An 18964-nucleotide genomic window follows, 5' to 3' on the forward strand; every position below is an offset into this window, starting at 1 on the left:
AGCTCCACCTTTGGTTGCTAATACAGTTGTAATAGCTGCTGTCAGTGTTGTTTTACCATGGTCAACGTGACCGATGGTACCAATGTTTACGTGCGGTTTAGTCCGCTCAAATTTTGCCTTTGCCATTGGATTCTTTCCTCCCTTAGTAATCACATAGTTTATATATTAATTACTTCTTAGCGATAATTTCTTCGGCAATGTTCTTAGGCACTTCTTCATAGTGCGAGAACACCATGGTATATTGACCCCGTCCTTGGGTACGCGATCTCAACTCAGTTGCATAGCCAAACATTTCGGAAAGTGGTACAAAACCGGTGATCACTCTGGCGTTACCCCTTTGATCCATGGACTCAATGCGCCCACGGCGGCTGTTAATATCGCCCATCACATCACCCATGTATTCCTCTGGCATTACCACTTCTACTCTCATCATTGGCTCCAGCAGTACTGGGTTTGCTTTGTTGGCAGCATTTTTCAGCGCCATGCTACCAGCCACTTTAAAGGCCATTTCTGAAGAGTCAACGTCGTGGTATGATCCATCATACAGAGTAACTCTGACGTCCAACATTGGGTAACCGGCAATAACACCATTTTGCATTGCTTCTTGAATACCAGCATCAATTGGTGCGATGTATTCCTTAGGAATTACACCACCAACAATCTTATTAACGAATTCGTAACCAGCGCCTCTTTCCATTGGCTCAATTTCAATCCAACAGTGACCATACTGACCGCGACCACCGGACTGACGTACGAACTTACCTTCAGCTTTTACAGAGTTCTTGATGGTTTCTTTGTAAGCAACCTGCGGTTTACCTACATTAGCTTCCACCTTGAACTCCCTCAACAAGCGGTCAACAATAACTTCCAGGTGCAATTCACCCATACCAGAAATAATTGTCTGACCAGTTTCATGGTCGGTGTGGGTTTGGAATGTCGGATCTTCCTCAGACAATTTGGCCAGTGCCACCCCAAGTTTATCTTGGTCGGCCTTGGACTTAGGCTCAATGGCCACATCAATAACTGGATCAGGGAATTCCATGGATTCTAAAATAATTGGGCTCTTTTCATCACACAGTGTATCACCGGTGGCGGTAACCTTTAAACCTACTGCAGCAGCAATATCCCCGGCATAAACCTCTTCGATTTCTTCCCGGTGATTGGCGTGCATTTGTAGAATACGGCCAATCCGCTCCTTTTTACCCTTGGTGCTGTTCAACACATAGGAGCCAGCCTTCAGGTGACCTGAATAAACCCTAAAGAAGGACAGTTTGCCCACATAGGGGTCAGTCATGATTTTAAAGGCCAAAGCAGAGAATGGCTCTTCATCACTGGATTCTCTGTGAGCTTCTTCGCCACTGTCGGGTAGCATACCAGCTATCGCCGGCACATCGGTTGGTGCTGGCATAAAGTCTATAATTGCATCCAATAGCATTTGCACACCTTTGTTTTTAAAAGATGAACCGCACAGCACCGGATTAATTTTAACTGCGATGGTGGCTTTACGAATCGCTGCGATAAGTTCTTCTTCGGAAATTTCTTCTCCTTCTAAGTACTTCATCATCAGTTCTTCGTCTGAATCAGCCACCGCTTCCAACAGTTTCTCGCGATATTCAGCAACTAAATCCTTCATATCTTCAGGTATTTCCACTGTGTCAGCGGTGGTACCTAAATCATCAGTGTATATATAAGCTTTTTGTTTGACTAAATCAACAATTCCCACAAAGTTCTCTTCAGCACCAATGGGCAACTGAATAGCAACGGGGTTAGCTCCCAATCTGTCCCGCATCATTTGCAGACCATTAAAGAAGTTTGCACCGATGCGGTCCATTTTGTTAACGTAGGCAATTCTGGGTACACCATACTTATCCGCTTGTCTCCAAACATTTTCAGACTGGGGCTCAACGCCACCCACGGAGCAAAATACTGCCACCGCACCATCCAGCACACGCAACGAACGTTCCACTTCCACTGTAAAGTCCACGTGGCCTGGCGTATCAATAATGTTGATCCGATGATCACGCCAATGACAGGTAGTAGCAGCAGAGGTGATGGTAATACCTCTTTCTTGTTCTTGAACCATCCAGTCCATAGTTGCTGCACCATCATGTGTTTCACCGATCTTGTGTACCCTACCAGTGTAGAACAAAATGCGCTCGGTGGTAGTGGTTTTTCCTGCGTCAATGTGGGCCATAATTCCAATGTTGCGTGTACGCTCTAAAGGAAAACTACGCGCCATAATTTATCTCTTCCTCCTTACCACCTGTAATGCGCAAATGCTTTGTTAGCTTCAGCCATTTTATGGGTGTCTTCACGTTTTTTAACGGTGGCACCGGTATTATTGGCTGCATCCATTAATTCATTGGCCAACTTTTCTGCCATGCCGCGACCTGAACGTTCACGGCTATACTTGGTTAACCAGCGAATAGCCAATGTCTGGCGACGTTCTTGACGCACTTCTACCGGCACTTGATAGTTAGCGCCACCTACCCGGCGGGCCTTAACTTCCAATACAGGCATTACGTTTTTCATCGCCTCTTCAAAAACCTCCATCGGGTCTTTGTCGGCTTTCTCACGAATTATATCAAAGGCATCATAAACGATGGATTCCGCAACACCGCGTTTGCCATCTAACATGATTTGATTTATTAGTTTAGTAATAGTCTTACTGTTGTAAACAGGGTCTGCCAAAACTTCTCTTTTAGGAATACCGCTTCTTCTTGGCATCGGTTTCCCCCCTTTGCTATAGACTTCTAGCATAAAAAGCTATCTTAAGTAATATAATTTCATAACATCATTTACTTCTTAGGTTTCTTAGAACCATATTTAGAGCGACGTTGATTGCGGTTTTGTACACCTGCAGTATCCAACGCACCACGGATAATATGGTAACGTACACCTGGCAAGTCTTTAACACGACCGCCGCGTACCAATACCACAGAGTGCTCTTGAAGGTTGTGACCAATTCCTGGAATATAGGAGGATACTTCAATACCATTCGTCAGGCGCACCCTTGCTACTTTACGCAAAGCTGAGTTTGGCTTTTTAGGGGTTGTTGTGTAAACCCTTGTGCACACACCACGTTTTTGTGGGCTGTTTTTTAGCGCAGGTGAATTTGATTTTTCAATTGCCTGCTCCCTATTTTTACGAATAAGCTGGTTAATAGTCGGCATCCAGACTCCACCTCCTTCCCAAGTAACGCATCAATTTTATAATAATTGACACAAAAACTTACTCTTCAATAATCGCCGCAATAGCACAGCGGACATCAATACCACAAGCTTTGCCTAAGTTCTTCATGCTATCCACTTGGGCAAAGGGTATGTTTTTAGACTCACATATTTTAATAATGGGTTCTGTGACGTGCCTATCAGCATCTTTAGCGATATATAAAAACTTAACTCGACCCTTTTCCACAGCCTTCATTGTCTGTTTAGCTCCAACTGTTTTTTGACGAGCTTTGGCTATTTTTTCATATGGCATATCAAATAAAACCCCCATATGCGTCAACGCACTCGTATATAATATCACCTGGCAGCCACGTTGTCAATAAAATTACTACTTGGTAATTGTGATTTGGTGGAGACAAATAATGGCCTCCACCAAATCTAATTAGGCGTTAGTTGTCAGCCTTTGCCACTGCAATTTCTTCGCCTTGCTGATTCATGGGTTGAATCTCGATATTTCTGTATCTACTTAATCCTGTTCCCGCCGGAACCAGTTTGCCAATGATTACGTTTTCTTTCAGGCCCAGCAACGGATCGAGTTTTCCTTTAATGGCCGCCTCAGTGAGCACCCTGGTAGTTTCCTGGAAAGAAGCAGCCGATAAGAATGAATCTGTGGCCAAAGACGCCTTAGTAATCCCTAACAATACTGGTTTAGCGGTGGCTGGTTCACCACCAACTTCTTCAATCCGCTTATTTTCAGTATTAAAGTCAAACACATCGACTAGGCTGCCGGGCAATAGGTCGGTGTCACCGGCATCCTCCACCTTGACTTTCCTCAGCATCTGGCGAATCATTACTTCAATATGTTTATCGTTAATTTCAACACCCTGCAAACGATAAACCCGTTGTACTTCTTGCAACAGGTAAACCTGAACATCCCTAACCCCTTTAATTTTTAATAAGTCGTTGGGGTTTACGGAACCCTCTGTCAGCTCATCACCGGCTTCAACACGATCCCCATCATGAACCTTTAACCGAGCGCCGTAGGGGATGGGGTAGGTGTTCTTGTCTCCATCGTCACCGGCCACTTCCACTTCCCGGCGTCCTTTTACTTCACGAATGGTTACCACACCATCGTTTTCGGTAATGGTGGCTTGACCCTTTGGCTTGCGAGCTTCAAATAATTCTTCAACCCTTGGTAAACCCTGGGTAATGTCATCACCGGCAATACCACCGGTGTGGAAAGTACGCATTGTCAACTGGGTGCCAGGCTCACCGATGGACTGAGCGGCAATAATCCCCACCGCTTCACCAATATCCACCTGTCTACCAGTGGCCAGGTTGCGGCCATAACACCGCTTGCAAACCCCGTAGTGGGTTTGACAAGTAATTACTGATCGAATATTTACTTTGGTGATACCGGCGGCAATTATTTGTTCGGCATCCTCTTCAAAAATCAGTTTGCCAGCTTCCACCAGCACTTCGCCGGTTTCCGGATGCACCACATCCTCCATAGCATACCGGCCGGTAATGCGATCCTCCAAGTTTTCGATCACTTCGGTGCCATCTTTGATTACTGAAACAGTAACACCATGGTCGGTGCCACAATCTTCTTCCCGAACAATAACGTCCTGGGCAACATCAACCAAACGACGGGTTAGATACCCAGAGTCGGCAGTTCTGAGGGCGGTGTCGGCCAACCCTTTGCGGGCACCGTGGGTAGAAATAAAGTACTCCAAAACGGTGAGCCCTTCACGGAAATTGGCTTTAATGGGCAAGTCAATAATTCTTCCGGATGGATCCGCCATCAATCCGCGCATACCTGCCAATTGCCGGATTTGTTGAATGTTACCCCGGGCACCAGAGGTGGCCATCATGTAGACAGGGTTATACTTATCCAGTGAGGTCATCAAGGCTTTGGTAACATCATCTGTGGCACCATTCCATACATCAATGACTTTTTGGTAACGCTCTTCTTCGGTAATTAAACCACGCCGGTACTGTTTCTCAATTTCATTAACTCTGGCATCGGCGTTGGCCAAAATTTCTTTTTTGGCTTCCGGAATAGTGATATCAAACATGCCAATTGTCATACCTGCTTTAGTGGCAAATTTGTACCCTAAGCTCTTTAAACCATCCAGTACTTGCGCGGTGCCGGCATAGCCAGTTTTGCGGTAGGTTTGATCAACTATCCGACCTAAAGCCTTTTTGTCTGCTATACCATCAAAGAATCCCAGTTCATCAGGAATAATTTCATTAAATATTAGCCGGCCAACGGTGGTTTCCCGCTTTACCCCTTTATAGTTCACTTTGATTTTAGCGTGCAACGAAAGGGCATTATTCTCGTAAGCCAGTACAGCTTCATCCAAGTTGTTAAAGGCTTTACCTTCACCCAGCGCTCCATCCTTTTGCATCGTCAGATAGTAGCATCCCAATACCATGTCTTGGGTCGGGGTGGCCACCGGCTTGCCATCTTTAGGGTTTAAAATGTTATGGGCCGACAGCATCAAAATTCTGGCTTCTGCTTGGGCCTCTGCTGACAGCGGCACATGCACCGCCATCTGGTCACCGTCAAAGTCGGCGTTATAAGCGGTACACACCATTGGGTGAATTTTCAACGCCTTGCCCTCAACCAATACTGGTTCAAAGGCTTGAATACCCAAGCGGTGCAAGGTTGGGGCCCGGTTTAAGAGCACCGGATGTTGTTTAATAACTTCCTCTAACACACCCCAAACCTCCGGCCGTACCCGTTCCACCATCCTTTTAGCACTCTTAATATTGTGAGCCAGTCCTCTGTTGACTAGGCTTTTCATCACAAAGGGTTTAAATAGCTCTAAAGCCATTTCCTTTGGTAAACCACACTGATGCAATTTCAGTTCTGGTCCCACCACAATTACTGACCGGCCAGAGTAGTCCACCCGCTTACCCAATAGGTTTTGACGGAAGCGACCCTGTTTACCCTTCAGCATATCTGAAAGGGATTTTAATGGTCGGTTGCCAGGACCAGTTACCGGCCTACCGCGACGGCCGTTATCAATTAATGCGTCCACGGCCTCTTGGAGCATCCTTTTTTCATTGCGGACAATAATGTCTGGCGCCCCTAGATCAAGTAACTTTTTTAATCGATTATTTCTATTGATTACCCGTCTATAAAGGTCATTGAGATCTGAGGTGGCAAAGCGACCGCCGTCCAATTGTACCATTGGTCGCAGTTCCGGTGGAATGACAGGCAGTACATCCATAATCATCCACTCTGGCCGATTACCGGAGTTGCGAAAAGCCTCTACAACTTCTAAACGGCGAATTGCCCGTATTTTTCTCTGACCAGAAACTTCTTTTAACTCCTGTCGCAGTTCTTTGGCCTGCGCTTCTAAATCAATTTCCGCCAGTAATTCTTTTACCGCTTCGGCACCCATGCCTGCTCTAAAGGCATTGCCATGTTTATCGCGATATTCTCTGTATTCAGCCTCTGTTAAAAGTTGTTTCTTAATTAGGTTGGTATCACCCGGGTCAATTACAATGTATGAAACGAAATAGAGTACTTTTTCCAGTGCTCTGGGGGACATATCTAAAATTAGTCCCATGCGGCTGGGAATCCCTTTAAAGTACCAGATATGAGATACAGGAGCAGCCAGTTCAATTCTACCCATCCGCTCGCGGCGTACTTTTGATCTAGTTACTTCAACGCCGCAGCGGTCACAAACCACACCTTTATAACGCACACGCTTATACTTGCCACAATGACATTCCCAGTCCCGAGTTGGGCCAAAAATTCTTTCACAAAACAAACCGTCCCGTTCTGGCTTTAATGTACGGTAGTTTATGGTCTCTGGTTTCTTTACTTCACCGCTGGACCATGAGCGAATTTGATCTGGGGATGCCAGGCCAATCCGGATCCGGTCAAAGTTATTTAAATCCACCAAGGATTTTTCCCCCTTTAAACAGGTTTTACCGGTGTTTAGTTTTCTTCGTCATCCAGCTCTAAATCTTTATCTATAATTGAATCATCAAAGTCATCGTCTTGAATGTCATTATCGTTGTCGTTATCATCGCCATTTGCATTGCCAGCGCCTTCGTCAGACTCTGCCTTTGCTTCGTCCTGTACATCCAAGCCATATTCCCGAGCAGCCTCGTTTATGTCTTCGTCGGCCTCTTTAATGACAATTTCTTGCTCATCCTCAGAAAGCACCTTAACATCTAAGGCCAAGCTCTGTAACTCTTTAATTAAAACTTTAAATGATTCAGGAACACCAGGTTCTGGTACATTTTCGCCCTTGACAATGGCTTCATAGGTTTTAACACGCCCCACCACATCGTCCGATTTCACAGTCAAAATCTCTTGTAATGTGTAGGCGGCCCCATAGGCCTCCAAAGCCCACACTTCCATTTCACCAAACCTCTGTCCGCCAAACTGCGCTTTACCACCAAGAGGTTGTTGAGTAACTAAAGAGTAAGGTCCCGTTGAGCGGGCGTGAATCTTGTCGTCAACCATGTGTGCCAGTTTAATCATGTACACACAACCCACCGTTACCGGGTTGTCAAAGGGCTCACCCGAGCGTCCGTCCCGCAGGGTGATTTTTCCTGTGGGTGGCAATCCGGCTTGGCTGAGCGAATTACTAATATCTTCTTCGGAAGCGCCGTTAAAAACTGGAGTAGACACATGGAAGCCCAACACTTTTGCTGCCCAGCCTAAATGGGTTTCCAACACCTGTCCAATATTCATCCGGGAAGGTACACCCAGTGGGTTTAAGACAATTTCTACCGGTGTACCGTCCGGCAAGAATGGCATATCTTCCTCCGGTAAAATGCGAGAGATAACCCCTTTGTTACCGTGGCGACCAGCCATTTTGTCGCCTTGACGGATTTTGCGCTTTTGGGCAATGTAACAGCGCACTAACTGATTGACACCCGGTGGCAATTCATCTCCGTTCTCTCTGGTGAACACTTTGACATCAACAATCATACCTTCTTCACCATGGGGAACCCTCAATGAAGTATCCCGCACTTCTCTGGCCTTCTCACCAAAGATGGCCCGCAGCAGTCTTTCTTCCGCGGTCAGCTCGGTTTCCCCTTTGGGTGTCACTTTACCCACTAAGATATCTCCAGGACGAACTTCTGCGCCCACCCTGATAATGCCACGCTCATCAAGGTCCTTTAGAACTTCCTCGCCAACATTGGGAATGTCACGGGTAATTTCTTCCGGCCCTAACTTAGTATCTCTGGCATCACATTCGTATTCTTCAATGTGAATGGAGGTATAGTAGTCCTCTTTAACCATTTTCTCGCTAAGGAGAATGGCATCTTCGTAGTTATAACCCTCCCAGGGCATAAAGGCCACCATCACGTTGCGTCCTAAGGCAAGTTCACCTAAGTCAGAAGAAGGACCGTCTGCCACTATATCTTCAGCATCAACCCACTGCCCTTTGGAAACAATTGGTTTTTGGTTAATGCAAGTACCTTGGTTGGAGCGGGTAAACTTTAGTAACTTATATTTATCCAACCGGCCATCTTCGTCGGCGCGGATTTGCACTTCATTGGCAGTAACCTTTTCCACAACCCCTGCCCGTTTAGCCAAAACCGCCACACCTGAGTCTTTAACAGCTTTGTGCTCAATGCCAGTACCCACCAACGGTGCCTGGGGTTTCAAAAGTGGTACCGCTTGACGTTGCATGTTTGCACCCATCAGCGCCCGGTTGGCATCATCATGCTCCAAAAAGGGAATTAGTGACGTGGCCACACTATAGACCTGTTTAGGCGAAACGTCCATATAGTCCACTCTGGTTACCGGTGACATAATGGTATCTGGCCCCCGGCGGCAGGTGACACGATCTTCTACAAAGTAGCCATTTTCATCCAACGCAACGTTTGCTTGGGCAATTACTTTGTCCTCTTCCTCATCAGCGGTGAGGTAAACTATTTCTTCCGTTACCCTTTTGTTTTCTTTATCCACCTTGCGATAGGGTGTCTCCATAAAGCCAAACTCGTTAATGCGGGCATAGGTAGACAGCGAACCAATCAAACCAATGTTGGGACCCTCAGGGGTCTCAATGGGACACATCCGCCCATAGTGAGAATGGTGAACGTCACGGACTTCAAAGCCAGCCCGTTCCCGAGACAAACCACCGGGGCCCAGTGCTGACAGACGACGTTTGTGAGTCAATTCAGCCAATGGGTTAGTTTGATCCATAAATTGCGACAACTGACTGGAGCCAAAAAACTCTTTAATTGAGGCTACCACCGGTCTGATGTTGATCAGCACCTGTGGAGTAATCACATCAACGTCTTGAATGGTCATGCGTTCCCGCACCACTCTTTCCATGCGGGATAATCCAATGCGGAATTGATTTTGCAACAATTCGCCCACCGAACGCAAGCGACGGTTTCCTAAGTGGTCAATATCATCGGCATGGCCTTCACCCTGCATCAATTTCAGTAGATATTGAACAGTGGCAATGATGTCCTCTTGGGTTAATTCGCGGATAAACTCTCTGTCGACAGGCACCTCTTGTTGTAAAAGACGATCAAATTCTTTCGGTCCATTATCGTCCTTAAAGCGATATAAAATCCCATGTTTTAACTTCTTATGTAGTTTGTAACGACCCACATGAGCCAAGTCATAACGTCTGGGATCAAAGAATAAAGTTGCTAAAAGAGATCGGGCACTCTCAACAGTGGGAGGTTCTCCAGGTCTTAATCTCTTATAAATTTCCACCAACGCATCTTCGTCAGAGTCAGTATTATCTCTGTTTAATGTTTCATTGATATTTTTATCTTCATTAAACAGTTCTAGTATTTGTTGATTAGAAGAATAACCTAACGCTCTAATTAACACGGTGGCTGGTATTTTTCTAGTACGATCGATGCGTACAAACAGATGATCGTTAACATCTGTTTCAAACTCCAGCCACGCACCACGGTTTGGAATTATTGTGGCGCCATAAAGCTTTTTCCCACTTGGATCAATAGATTCTGTAAAATACACTCCAGGTGAACGCACCAACTGGCTGACTATTACCCTTTCGGCACCATTGATGATAAAAGTTCCTTTGTCCGTCATTAATGGGAAATCACCCATAAAGACTTCTTGTTCCTTAACTTCGCCAGTATCTTTGTTAATTAATCTAACTTTTACCCGCAGTGGTGCTGCATAAGTAACATCACGTTCCTTACATTCTTCCACTGAATACTTTGGTTCACCGAGGGAATAGTCCAAAAACTCAAGTACCAAGTTACCAGTAAAGTCCTGGATTGGGGATACGTCCTTAAATACTTCGTGTAGTCCTTCTTTCAAAAACCACTGGTACGAGTTTTTCTGGATTTCAATCAGGTTTGGCAGTTGCATTACTTCTTTGATTTTGCCGAAATTCCATCTTACCCTGGTGCCAACCTTTTCCGGAAAGACCATCTAGCGCATCACACCCCTTATTGATTTAAAGAACAAGCAAAAGCAAGGTTATGGTCCTAACCACTTAACCTCGCTTTTAAACATTATAAGCCTATCTTCTATATTTTGACCCAATAATCAATGTTTCATTCACCTTTTTAATTTCACACCATTAGCCCATAATATAACCATAGAATGGCATTTTTAAATGCTAACACAGATGTCTCTAATTGTCAACCATCATTTAATTTTTTAATATATTAAAAAAGTGCCCGAATAAATCAGGCACTTTTTATTACTTATGGTTAATTACTTAACTTCTACTGAAGCACCAGCTTCTTCAAGTTTAGCTTTAATAGCTTCTGCATCTTCTTTGCTAGCCTTTTCTTTAACTGGTTTTGGAGCGCCATCAACCAATTCCTTAGCTTCTTTCAGGCCTAAACCGGTGATTTCACGAACAACTTTAATTACGTTGATCTTTTTATCGCCAGCAGCAGTCAAGATTACATCAAATTCAGTTTTCTCTTCAGCAGCTTCAGCAGCGCCACCAGCCACAGGAGCAGCAACAGCAGCCACAGGAGCAGCAGCACTTACACCAAATTCTTCTTCAAAAGCCTTAACTAATTCAGACAGTTCGAGAACGGTTAATTCTTTTACCGCTTCTAAAATTTCATTAACTTTAGACATTTTATACTACCTCCGTTATTTTTCATAATTTAAGTTTAGTTTAATTTATATTATGAAGCAGCTTCTGCTTCTTTTTGTTTACGCACAGCTTCAAGCACATAAACAAAGTTTCTGAGATTTGCGGCCAGTACGCTTGCAAAACCGTACATTGGCGCTTGCATACCACCCACAACCTTTGCCAGCAGCACTTCCCGTGAAGGTAGCTCTGCCAAGGCTTTAATTTGCTCTTTATCAACCAGTTTGCCTTCCAAGACCCCAGCTTTAATTTCTATGCCTTCTTTTACTTCTTTAGCAAATTCAGACATGATTTTAGCTGCTGCCACAGGATCTTCGTTACCAAATGCTATTATTGTAGGACCAACTAAATATTCATCCAAGCCCTCGATACCAAGCTCTTTAGCGGCAATTTTGGTTAAAGTGTTCTTGGTAACTTTCATTTCACAACCAGCGGCACGCAGTTTGGCACGCACTGCAGTGATTTTATCAACAGTGATACCACGTTGATTAGCTAAAATGGCCACTTGAGCGTTACCAAGTTTTTCTTTAATCTCTTGCACTGCTAATTCTTTTTGTTTGGTCGGCATTACACAACACCTCCCTTCGCATGGTCAAAGGATTCTTTTAATGTTTCCAGCACCCTTTGCCTATAGTGTCTATACATCAATAAAAAAGGGTCTCTGTAGACAGACACAGAGACCCCACCATTAACCTTGCGGGTAACCTCTTGGCCTGCGCTGGCAAAAATCTTTAAGCATATTAGGCATATGCACCAACGGTCTACAGCTAGAAGTAGATATTAAATTAACTTCGTGTGAGCACTGGCCAAATTAGCCTGTAACTTTGTTCGGGTTAACTTTGACTCCAGGACCCATAGTGCTAGAAACAGTGATACTCTTGATATATGTGCCCTTTACAGCGGCAGGCTTAACTTTAATCAGCGTATCAATGATTGCTTTCATGTTACCATACAGCTTGTCAGCATCAAAGGAAGCTTTACCGATGGGTGTATGAATAATACCTGCTTTATCGGTACGATAGTTCACTTTACCAGCCTTTGCTTCATTAACAGCCTGTGCTACATCCATGGTTACAGTGCCGGTTTTCGGGTTCGGCATTAAGCCACGGGGACCAAGCACACGGCCCAATCTACCAACCAAAGCCATCATATCTGGTGTGGCAATGGCAACATCGAAATCCATCCAACCGCCTTGGATTTTTTCCACCATGTCCTCAGCGCCTACAAAATCTGCACCAGCTGCTTCAGCTTCTTTAGCTTTATCACCTTTAGCAAATACCAATACGGTTTTGGTGGTACCCAAACCATGTGGCAACACTACAGCTCCACGCAACTGCTGATCAGCATGTCTAGGGTCAACACCCAGACGCACTGCCAATTCAACTGTTTCGTCAAACTTGGCCGGAGCCACTTTTTTAACCAATTCCAAAGCTTCTTTAGCGTCATATAGCATGTGGCTATCGACAGCTTTTAGAGCTTCTTGAAACTTCTTGCCATGCTTTGGCATAATATTACCCCCTTTGTGGTTTTAACGGAAACTATCCTCCCACACATTGAGAAAAGAACTAATTAACCTTCAACTATTTCAATACCCATGCTGCGGGCGGTACCTTCCACCATCCGCATAGCAGCTTCCACATCTGCTGCGTTCAGATCTGGCATTTTTAATTCAGCAATCTCTTTTACTTTAGAGCGAGGCACCTTAGCCACCTTTTTAGTGTTCGGTTCCCCTGAAGCCTTTTCAATGCCAGCGGCCTTTTTCAACAGCACTGCTGCCGGTGGGGTTTTTAAAATAAAGCTGAATGAGCGATCCTCATAAACTGTCAGTTCAACAGGAATGATCAAGCCCACCTGTTGAGCAGTTTTTTCGTTAAACTCCTTAACAAACCCCATAATATTTACCCCATGTTGACCAAGGGCAGGGCCTACAGGAGGAGCAGGAGTTGCCTTACCTGCAGGAATTTGTAACTTTACTATTGCAGCTACCTTTTTAGCCACTACTCACACCTCCTCACACGATGTCTAATCAATTTTTTCTATTTGACTGAAATCTAACTCAATGGGAGTTTCCCGTCCAAACATTGATACCATTACTCGCAACTTGCCTTTATCTGGATAAATTTCTTCTATTTCACCCACAAAGTCTTCAAATGGCCCATTGATGACTTTGACCTTTTCGCCAACAGAAAAATTGACTTTAGTACGCGGTTCTTCTTCACCCATTTGCCGAAGAATGGATTTTACCTCTTCTTCGCTCAATGGTATGGGCTTACTACCAGAGCCCACAAAGCCTGTGACACCCGGAGTATTCCGAACAACATACCAAGAGTCATCGGTCATAATCATTTCAACCAATACATACCCAGGAAAGACTTTCTTTTTGGCAATTTTCTTTTTGCCATTTTTAATCTCAACTTCATCCTCCATCGGCACCAGAATACGGAATATTTTTTCTTCCATATTCATCGATTCGATGCGTCTTTCCAAGTTTGCCTTAACTTTGTTTTCATAACCTGAATAGGTATGTACCACATACCAACTTTTATTCATTAAAAAAGGAACCTCACTTATCCTAGAATCAATGACAAGCCAGCACCAAGTATTGAATCCAAAATCCATAGCAGAGCTGACACTACTGCAACCGTTGACAATACAACCCCAGTGTAAGCCATCGTTTCCCGGCGTGTCGGCCAATGAACTTTTTTCAACTCTATTTTAACGCCGTTAAAAAAGCTCTTGACGCCAGCAACACGGCTCCCTTTAGCTGCTTTAGTTGGCTTTTTAGGGCCCTTAGGCTCTTTTTTAGCTAAAGCTGCTCCATCTGCGCCTTGTTTTTTAGAAGCTACCATACATGCCACATCCTTAAACCATGATTACCAGACAAACTTATCTGGTTTCCTTGTGCAAGGTATGACTTTTGCAGAAGGGACAATATTTTTTTAATTCTATTCTACCAGAATCGTTTTTCTTGTTTTTGGTGGTTGTGTAGTTTCTTCTCTTACACTCTGTGCAAGCCATAGTTACGCCCACTCTCATTACGCCACCTCCCCCAAAATAAAAAAGACCTTAATGACGGATTTCAAATTCACTTATCAAATTTATCACAACAATTATGACATGTCAATACTAACCTCGTTGGTGCCAGTATTTATATTTTGCCTCTTCCAATGCCACTATATACCAAAATCCCAGCTTAACATTCCAGCTTCTTATAAGGCTTCGGCATATTTAGATATTATAGTAAAAAGTGGGGTTGCCCCCACTTTTTATAAAAACTAAGCCAGAACCTTGGTTACAACGCCAGCGCCTACGGTACGGCCACCTTCACGAACAGCAAAGCGCAGACCTTCTTCCATAGCGATGGGGGTGATCAGTTGAATGGTGAACTTGGTGTTGTCACCAGGCATTACCATTTCTACACCTTCTGGCAGTTGGATTACGCCAGTAACGTCGGTGGTACGGAAGTAGAACTGTGGACGATAGCCATTGAAGAATGGGGTATGACGACCACCTTCTTCTTTGGACAGTACATATACTTCTGCTTCGAAATGGGTGTGGGGGTTAATGGTACCGGGCTTTGCCAGTACTTGACCACGCTCAATTTCTTTACGGTCAACACCGCGCAATAGCGCTCCAATGTTGTCACCGGCTTCTGCAAAGTCCAGCAACTTACGGAACATTTCTACACCGGTTACCACTGTTTTGCGTGCTTTTTCTTGTAAACCTACAATTTCAACTTCGTCTTGTACCTTTACTTGACCCCGTTCTACACGACCGGTGGCAACGGTACCACGACCGGTAATGGAGAATACGTCCTCAACCGGCATCAAGAATGGCTTGTCGCGATCACGTTCTGGAGTTGGAATGTAGCTGTCCACATTCTTCATCAGTTCCCAGATCTTGCCACACCACTCACAGTCTTCTTTACCACAGCCACACTCTAGGGCTTTCAGCGCGGAACCGGCTACGATTGGTGTGTCATCGCCAGGGAATTCGTATTCGGTTAACAGTTCACGAACTTCCATGTCCACCAGTTCCAGAAGTTCTTCATCGTCTACCATGTCAGCTTTGTTTAAGAATACGCAGATGTATGGTACGCCAACTTGACGGGAGAGCAAAATGTGCTCACGGGTTTGTGGCATTGGACCATCAGCTGCGGAAACCACTAGAATAGCACCGTCCATTTGGGCTGCACCGGTGATCATGTTTTTAACATAGTCAGCGTGTCCTGGGCAGTCCACGTGGGCATAGTGACGAGTATCGGTTTCGTATTCTACGTGTGAGGTGTTAATGGTAATACCGCGTTCACGTTCTTCTGGAGCGTTATCGATTTCGTCGTATTTTCTCAGGGCAGCTCCACCTTTGGTTGCTAATACAGTTGTAATAGCTGCTGTCAGTGTTGTTTTACCATGGTCAACGTGACCGATGGTACCAATGTTTACGTGCGGTTTAGTCCGCTCAAATTTTGCCTTTGCCATTTAAACTTTCCCCCTTGACAAACTTTTACACACTTTTAAGTTATTTCCAAACACCGTTGAAGTTATACTACGTCGTTAGCTGCAAACATTATGTAACTTTCTATACTAATTAATAAATTCCTGCTGGCAATTGTGTTTTTTAACGGATTTTTAATGTATTCATTTATAACATCGGTGGCTTTTGCTGTGGTGTGATAATTGTTTTGTTGTTGAGATATCAGTTAGTTTAAAAACTGGTGCTTTTGCACCGTTCGCTCCGATTCCTTCGCAGGCCAAAACTTAGCGCTCAGCCCGCTAGCTCCGGCGGGTCCCTGGCAAATTCGTCATCCATAACTCAGTTGCCAGCCGCGCACGTCCTATGCGCGGCCCGCCTCCGCCAGCAGCCTTCGCTTAGTTTGGCACTGTTCATCCATATGTCGCTCACTATGCAAAATCACCAGTTTTTATGTTACCTTTTATCCTTTAAGCAACGGCAAAGCCACCTGTGCTTGGTGGTGTCTGACTCCACCTAAGCAATACAACTTTATTACTCTCCACAACAACAAAAGACGACCATATTAGTCGTCTTAATATTTGGTAGCGGCGGCTGGACTCGAACCAGCGACACCACGGGTATGAACCGTGCGCTCTAACCAACTGAGCTACGCCGCCATATTTACTTTGTTTGCATTACTTAATTTTACTGGAGCCACCGATCGGATTTGAACCGATGACCTCATCCTTACCAAGGATGCGCTCTACCTACTGAGCTACGGCGGCATTTGGTTGCGGAGGAGGGACTTGAACCCTCGACCTTCGGGTTATGAGCCCGACGAGCTACCAACTGCTCCACCCCGCGTCAACAAAAGTTATTCTATCATATTTTATTTTTTTGTGCAACCTTTTTAGCAAGGTTTATGGTGGAGGAGATAGGATTCGAACCTATGAAGGCGTTCGCCGGCAGATTTACAGTCTGCTCCCTTTGGCCGCTCGGGCACTCCTCCATTGTTTGGAGCCGACGATGGGACTCGAACCCGCAACCTGCTGATTACAAATCAGCTGCTCTGCCAATTGAGCTACGTCGGCAAGTTTCGCCAGAGCCCACTTGCCCTGGCGCAATAGTAATATTAACAGATTAGTTCTCTTATGTCAACACTATTTTCCCGCTATCAATGTTAACCAAATGATTAACTAAACATCTCTTTTTTCTAAATAGCGTTCAATTTTTCTTTTAACCCTTTGCAAAGCATTGTCAATAGACTTTACATGACGGTTTAACTCTTCGGCAATTTCTTGGTACGACTTACCCTCGAGATAAGACATCAGCACTTTCCATTCCAGGGAACTAAGAATTTCACCCATCTTTTCCTCGATGTCGTCAAATTCTTCCCGGCTAATAATTAGTTCTTCCGGATCTGTGATTTTAGTCCCCGATATGACATCCAGCAGAGTACGATCTGAATCTTCATCGTAAATGGGTTTATTTAAAGACACATAGGAGTTAAGGGGTATGTGTTTTTGTCTGGTTGCCGTTTTAATGGCAGTGATAATTTGCCTTGTAATGCACAGTTCGGCGAAAGCTCTAAAAGAGGAGAGCTTATCCATACGAAAATCACGAATAGCCTTGTATAAGCCAATCATACCTTCCTGGATGATATCCTCACGATCCGCACCAATTAAAAAATAACTGCGGGCTTTAGCACGCACAAAGTTTTTGTACTTGTTGATTAAGTACTCCAACGCAACGTTATCACCCTCCCGGGCAAATTCAACCACTTCCTCATCAACTAACAGATGATAACTTGCGGTCTCTTCTCTTTGTGCATTTGCACTCATCTAATCGCCCCGCCTTCCATTCATTTACAAGCTTTTAAGCACTAGGATCTCACTTTATCTTACCTAGCCTACAAGGACAATTATAACTGAAAGCAAAATGGCTAGTCAACTAAAAAAGATGGCAGGTCCAAACTATAACCCGTTATTGCTTTTGTCTACGCCATTGTTCAAACTTTTTTCTTACCTCTTCGTCCAACCTATTTTCAAGATAATCATCCGCCGGCCGGGAGCTTTTGGCATGCCGCTTAGTTTCCTGATGCATCTTTTTGATTTGGGTTAGCAATTCTTTGGGGGTTAACCGATAGGCGCCACGGCCAAAAATAATTTTTTGTTCATCCCAGTCATAGGTAACCACAAATACCCGAGATTTTTTTAGCAGTTCGCCAACTAGCCTTTCGATCAATGAGTCTGCCGTCTCATCTTGACCAGTGTAATATACGTTAACATTGTTGATCCTTTCAAACTTTTCATACCCCGCTTTGACCAAATGGGCATCGAATACTACCGTCACTTCATTTTTCGACGCTCCAGCAAAGTTAGATAACGTCTCAATAAGTTTGTCCCTGGCATGGTCAAGGGATGTTTCTCTAATCTTTTTATAGTGATCCCAGGCATGGATAATATTATAACCATCTATTACATAGTGATCAGGCATTTCTCTTCCCTTGGTCCCGTTGGCGCACCACTTCATAGGTTAATATGGCGGCCGCCACAGAGGCATTTAGTGAATTAACTTTACCGGCCATTGGCAATCTAACAACAGCGTCACAGGACTCCTTCACCAAACGCCCTAAACCCTTTCCTTCGCCACCAATGACCAACGCTATCGGACCATCTAAGCGGCTGTTCCAGTGCAGTTCAGCACCGTCCATATCGGCACCCACAACCCAGACGCCTCTAGCTTGTAATTTCTTAATGGTCTGAACCAGGTTAGTCACTCTGGAAACCGGTAAATGCTCTATGGCGCCCGCAGAGGCCTTGGACACAGTGGCCGTTAATTGCACCGAACGCCGTTGGGGGATAATCACCCCATGGGCACCGGCAGCATCGGCCGTCCGAATAATTGCTCCCAGGTTATGGGGGTCGTGAATTTCATCCAATAAAATTAGAAAGGGCTCCCCCTCCACAGAATCCAACAAATCATCAATATCCACATATTCCTTGGCCGAAGCCATGGCAGCTATCCCCTGATGGGCATCACCGGCTATTTTATCTAAATATTTTCGTTCAACATTTTGTACTGGCACTTTATTTTGTTTAGCCAAGTTGTAAATTTCTTTTAGATTGCCAATTCTGGCACCAGAAGCTATAAAAATCTTATTGATTGTTCTGCCAGCACGCAATGCCTCTAACACCGGATTACGTCCTGCAATAATATCTTGGGACATTGACCTCACCATAGCCTTTTCAAAGTTAT

Annotated in this window: 18 protein-coding genes and 5 tRNA genes; all 23 read right to left on the bottom strand. The window is 44.7% G+C overall.

Annotated features, from left to right (window positions below):
* The coding region (locus tag V6C27_13920; protein MEG6617506.1) for a GTP-binding protein at positions 1–126 on the bottom strand (126 nt) is incomplete at its 3' end.
* A gap of 43 nt (positions 127–169) precedes the next feature.
* Positions 170–2239 (bottom strand): elongation factor G, encoded by a 2070-nt coding sequence (fusA, locus tag V6C27_13925; GenBank protein ID MEG6617507.1) that lies wholly within the window; start codon positions 2237–2239, stop codon positions 170–172.
* A 17-nt stretch (positions 2240–2256) separates the two neighbouring features.
* A complete protein-coding gene (rpsG, locus tag V6C27_13930; GenBank protein ID MEG6617508.1) occupies positions 2257–2727 on the bottom strand; it encodes a 30S ribosomal protein S7 in 471 nt (156 codons plus the stop codon).
* 71 nt (positions 2728–2798) lie between these two features.
* Positions 2799–3173 (bottom strand): 30S ribosomal protein S12, encoded by a 375-nt coding sequence (gene rpsL / locus V6C27_13935; protein MEG6617509.1) that lies wholly within the window; start codon positions 3171–3173, stop codon positions 2799–2801.
* Positions 3174–3231: 58 nt separating this feature from the next.
* Complete coding sequence (locus V6C27_13940) at positions 3232–3483, bottom strand: ribosomal L7Ae/L30e/S12e/Gadd45 family protein (protein ID MEG6617510.1); 252 nt, start codon at positions 3481–3483, stop codon at positions 3232–3234.
* A 136-nt stretch (positions 3484–3619) separates the two neighbouring features.
* Positions 3620–7090, bottom strand: coding sequence for a DNA-directed RNA polymerase subunit beta' (gene rpoC, locus V6C27_13945; protein MEG6617511.1), 3471 nt, complete (start codon positions 7088–7090; stop codon positions 3620–3622).
* A 35-nt stretch (positions 7091–7125) separates the two neighbouring features.
* Positions 7126–10572 carry a DNA-directed RNA polymerase subunit beta gene (rpoB, locus tag V6C27_13950; protein ID MEG6617512.1) on the bottom strand — a complete coding sequence of 1149 codons (3447 nt, stop codon included), beginning with the start codon at positions 10570–10572 and terminating at the stop codon, positions 7126–7128.
* A gap of 288 nt (positions 10573–10860) precedes the next feature.
* Positions 10861–11238 (bottom strand): 50S ribosomal protein L7/L12, encoded by a 378-nt coding sequence (rplL, locus tag V6C27_13955; GenBank protein MEG6617513.1) that lies wholly within the window; start codon positions 11236–11238, stop codon positions 10861–10863.
* A gap of 50 nt (positions 11239–11288) precedes the next feature.
* Positions 11289–11822, bottom strand: a complete 534-nt coding sequence (rplJ, locus tag V6C27_13960) for a 50S ribosomal protein L10 (GenBank protein MEG6617514.1) — start codon at positions 11820–11822, stop codon at positions 11289–11291.
* A gap of 243 nt (positions 11823–12065) precedes the next feature.
* Positions 12066–12761 (bottom strand): 50S ribosomal protein L1, encoded by a 696-nt coding sequence (gene rplA, locus V6C27_13965; GenBank protein MEG6617515.1) that lies wholly within the window; start codon positions 12759–12761, stop codon positions 12066–12068.
* 62 nt (positions 12762–12823) lie between these two features.
* On the bottom strand, positions 12824–13252 hold the full coding sequence (gene rplK, locus V6C27_13970; protein MEG6617516.1) for a 50S ribosomal protein L11: 429 nt from the start codon (positions 13250–13252) through the stop codon (positions 12824–12826).
* 24 nt (positions 13253–13276) lie between these two features.
* The gene (nusG, locus tag V6C27_13975) at positions 13277–13804 is read right to left on the bottom strand and encodes a transcription termination/antitermination protein NusG (GenBank protein ID MEG6617517.1); all 528 of its coding nucleotides are present in this window, start codon (positions 13802–13804) and stop codon (positions 13277–13279) included.
* Positions 13805–13821: 17 nt separating this feature from the next.
* Positions 13822–14103, bottom strand: coding sequence for a preprotein translocase subunit SecE (gene secE / locus V6C27_13980; GenBank protein MEG6617518.1), 282 nt, complete (start codon positions 14101–14103; stop codon positions 13822–13824).
* Between the two features lie 37 nt (positions 14104–14140).
* Complete coding sequence (gene rpmG / locus V6C27_13985; GenBank protein MEG6617519.1) at positions 14141–14290, bottom strand: 50S ribosomal protein L33; 150 nt, start codon at positions 14288–14290, stop codon at positions 14141–14143.
* Between the two features lie 239 nt (positions 14291–14529).
* The gene (tuf, locus tag V6C27_13990) at positions 14530–15732 is read right to left on the bottom strand and encodes an elongation factor Tu (protein ID MEG6617520.1); all 1203 of its coding nucleotides are present in this window, start codon (positions 15730–15732) and stop codon (positions 14530–14532) included.
* Between the two features lie 574 nt (positions 15733–16306).
* Positions 16307–16383: transfer RNA gene (locus tag V6C27_13995), tRNA-Met, on the bottom strand.
* Between the two features lie 32 nt (positions 16384–16415).
* Positions 16416–16491, bottom strand: a tRNA-Thr gene (locus tag V6C27_14000).
* 3 nt (positions 16492–16494) lie between these two features.
* Positions 16495–16570, bottom strand: a tRNA-Met gene (locus tag V6C27_14005).
* Between the two features lie 59 nt (positions 16571–16629).
* Positions 16630–16715 (bottom strand) — tRNA-Tyr (locus V6C27_14010).
* 6 nt (positions 16716–16721) lie between these two features.
* Positions 16722–16797: transfer RNA gene (locus V6C27_14015), tRNA-Thr, on the bottom strand.
* A 105-nt stretch (positions 16798–16902) separates the two neighbouring features.
* Positions 16903–17547 carry an RNA polymerase sporulation sigma factor SigH gene (sigH, locus tag V6C27_14020; GenBank protein MEG6617521.1) on the bottom strand — a complete coding sequence of 215 codons (645 nt, stop codon included), beginning with the start codon at positions 17545–17547 and terminating at the stop codon, positions 16903–16905.
* A 142-nt stretch (positions 17548–17689) separates the two neighbouring features.
* Positions 17690–18202 carry an NYN domain-containing protein gene (locus V6C27_14025; GenBank protein MEG6617522.1) on the bottom strand — a complete coding sequence of 171 codons (513 nt, stop codon included), beginning with the start codon at positions 18200–18202 and terminating at the stop codon, positions 17690–17692.
* Positions 18195–18947, bottom strand: coding sequence for a 23S rRNA (guanosine(2251)-2'-O)-methyltransferase RlmB (gene rlmB, locus V6C27_14030; GenBank protein MEG6617523.1), 753 nt, complete (start codon positions 18945–18947; stop codon positions 18195–18197). The genes V6C27_14025 and rlmB overlap by 8 nt, the downstream gene beginning before the upstream one ends.
* Positions 18948–18964 lie beyond the last annotated feature (17 nt).

It is taken from the genome of Peptococcaceae bacterium 1198_IL3148 (genome assembly GCA_036763105.1).
Classification (GTDB): domain Bacteria; phylum Bacillota; class Desulfotomaculia; order Desulfotomaculales; family Desulfohalotomaculaceae; genus JBAIYS01.

Coding starts and splice junctions, on each gene's coding strand:
- rplJ (MEG6617514.1), bottom strand. CDS start 11,822: ATGCCGACCAAACAAAAAGAATTAGCAGTGCAAGAGATTAAAGAAAAA.
- V6C27_14025 (MEG6617522.1), bottom strand. CDS start 18,202: ATGCCTGATCACTATGTAATAGATGGTTATAATATTATCCATGCCTGG.
- rpsG (MEG6617508.1), bottom strand. CDS start 2,727: ATGCCAAGAAGAAGCGGTATTCCTAAAAGAGAAGTTTTGGCAGACCCT.
- rpmG (MEG6617519.1), bottom strand. CDS start 14,290: ATGAGAGTGGGCGTAACTATGGCTTGCACAGAGTGTAAGAGAAGAAAC.
- rlmB (MEG6617523.1), bottom strand. CDS start 18,947: ATGGTGAGGTCAATGTCCCAAGATATTATTGCAGGACGTAATCCGGTG.
- rplL (MEG6617513.1), bottom strand. CDS start 11,238: ATGTCTAAAGTTAATGAAATTTTAGAAGCGGTAAAAGAATTAACCGTT.
- sigH (MEG6617521.1), bottom strand. CDS start 17,547: ATGAGTGCAAATGCACAAAGAGAAGAGACCGCAAGTTATCATCTGTTA.
- rpsL (MEG6617509.1), bottom strand. CDS start 3,173: ATGCCGACTATTAACCAGCTTATTCGTAAAAATAGGGAGCAGGCAATT.
- tuf (MEG6617520.1), bottom strand. CDS start 15,732: ATGGCAAAGGCAAAATTTGAGCGGACTAAACCGCACGTAAACATTGGT.
- rpoB (MEG6617512.1), bottom strand. CDS start 10,572: ATGGTCTTTCCGGAAAAGGTTGGCACCAGGGTAAGATGGAATTTCGGC.
- V6C27_13940 (MEG6617510.1), bottom strand. CDS start 3,483: ATGCCATATGAAAAAATAGCCAAAGCTCGTCAAAAAACAGTTGGAGCT.
- secE (MEG6617518.1), bottom strand. CDS start 14,103: ATGGTAGCTTCTAAAAAACAAGGCGCAGATGGAGCAGCTTTAGCTAAA.
- rplA (MEG6617515.1), bottom strand. CDS start 12,761: ATGCCAAAGCATGGCAAGAAGTTTCAAGAAGCTCTAAAAGCTGTCGAT.
- fusA (MEG6617507.1), bottom strand. CDS start 2,239: ATGGCGCGTAGTTTTCCTTTAGAGCGTACACGCAACATTGGAATTATG.
- nusG (MEG6617517.1), bottom strand. CDS start 13,804: ATGAATAAAAGTTGGTATGTGGTACATACCTATTCAGGTTATGAAAAC.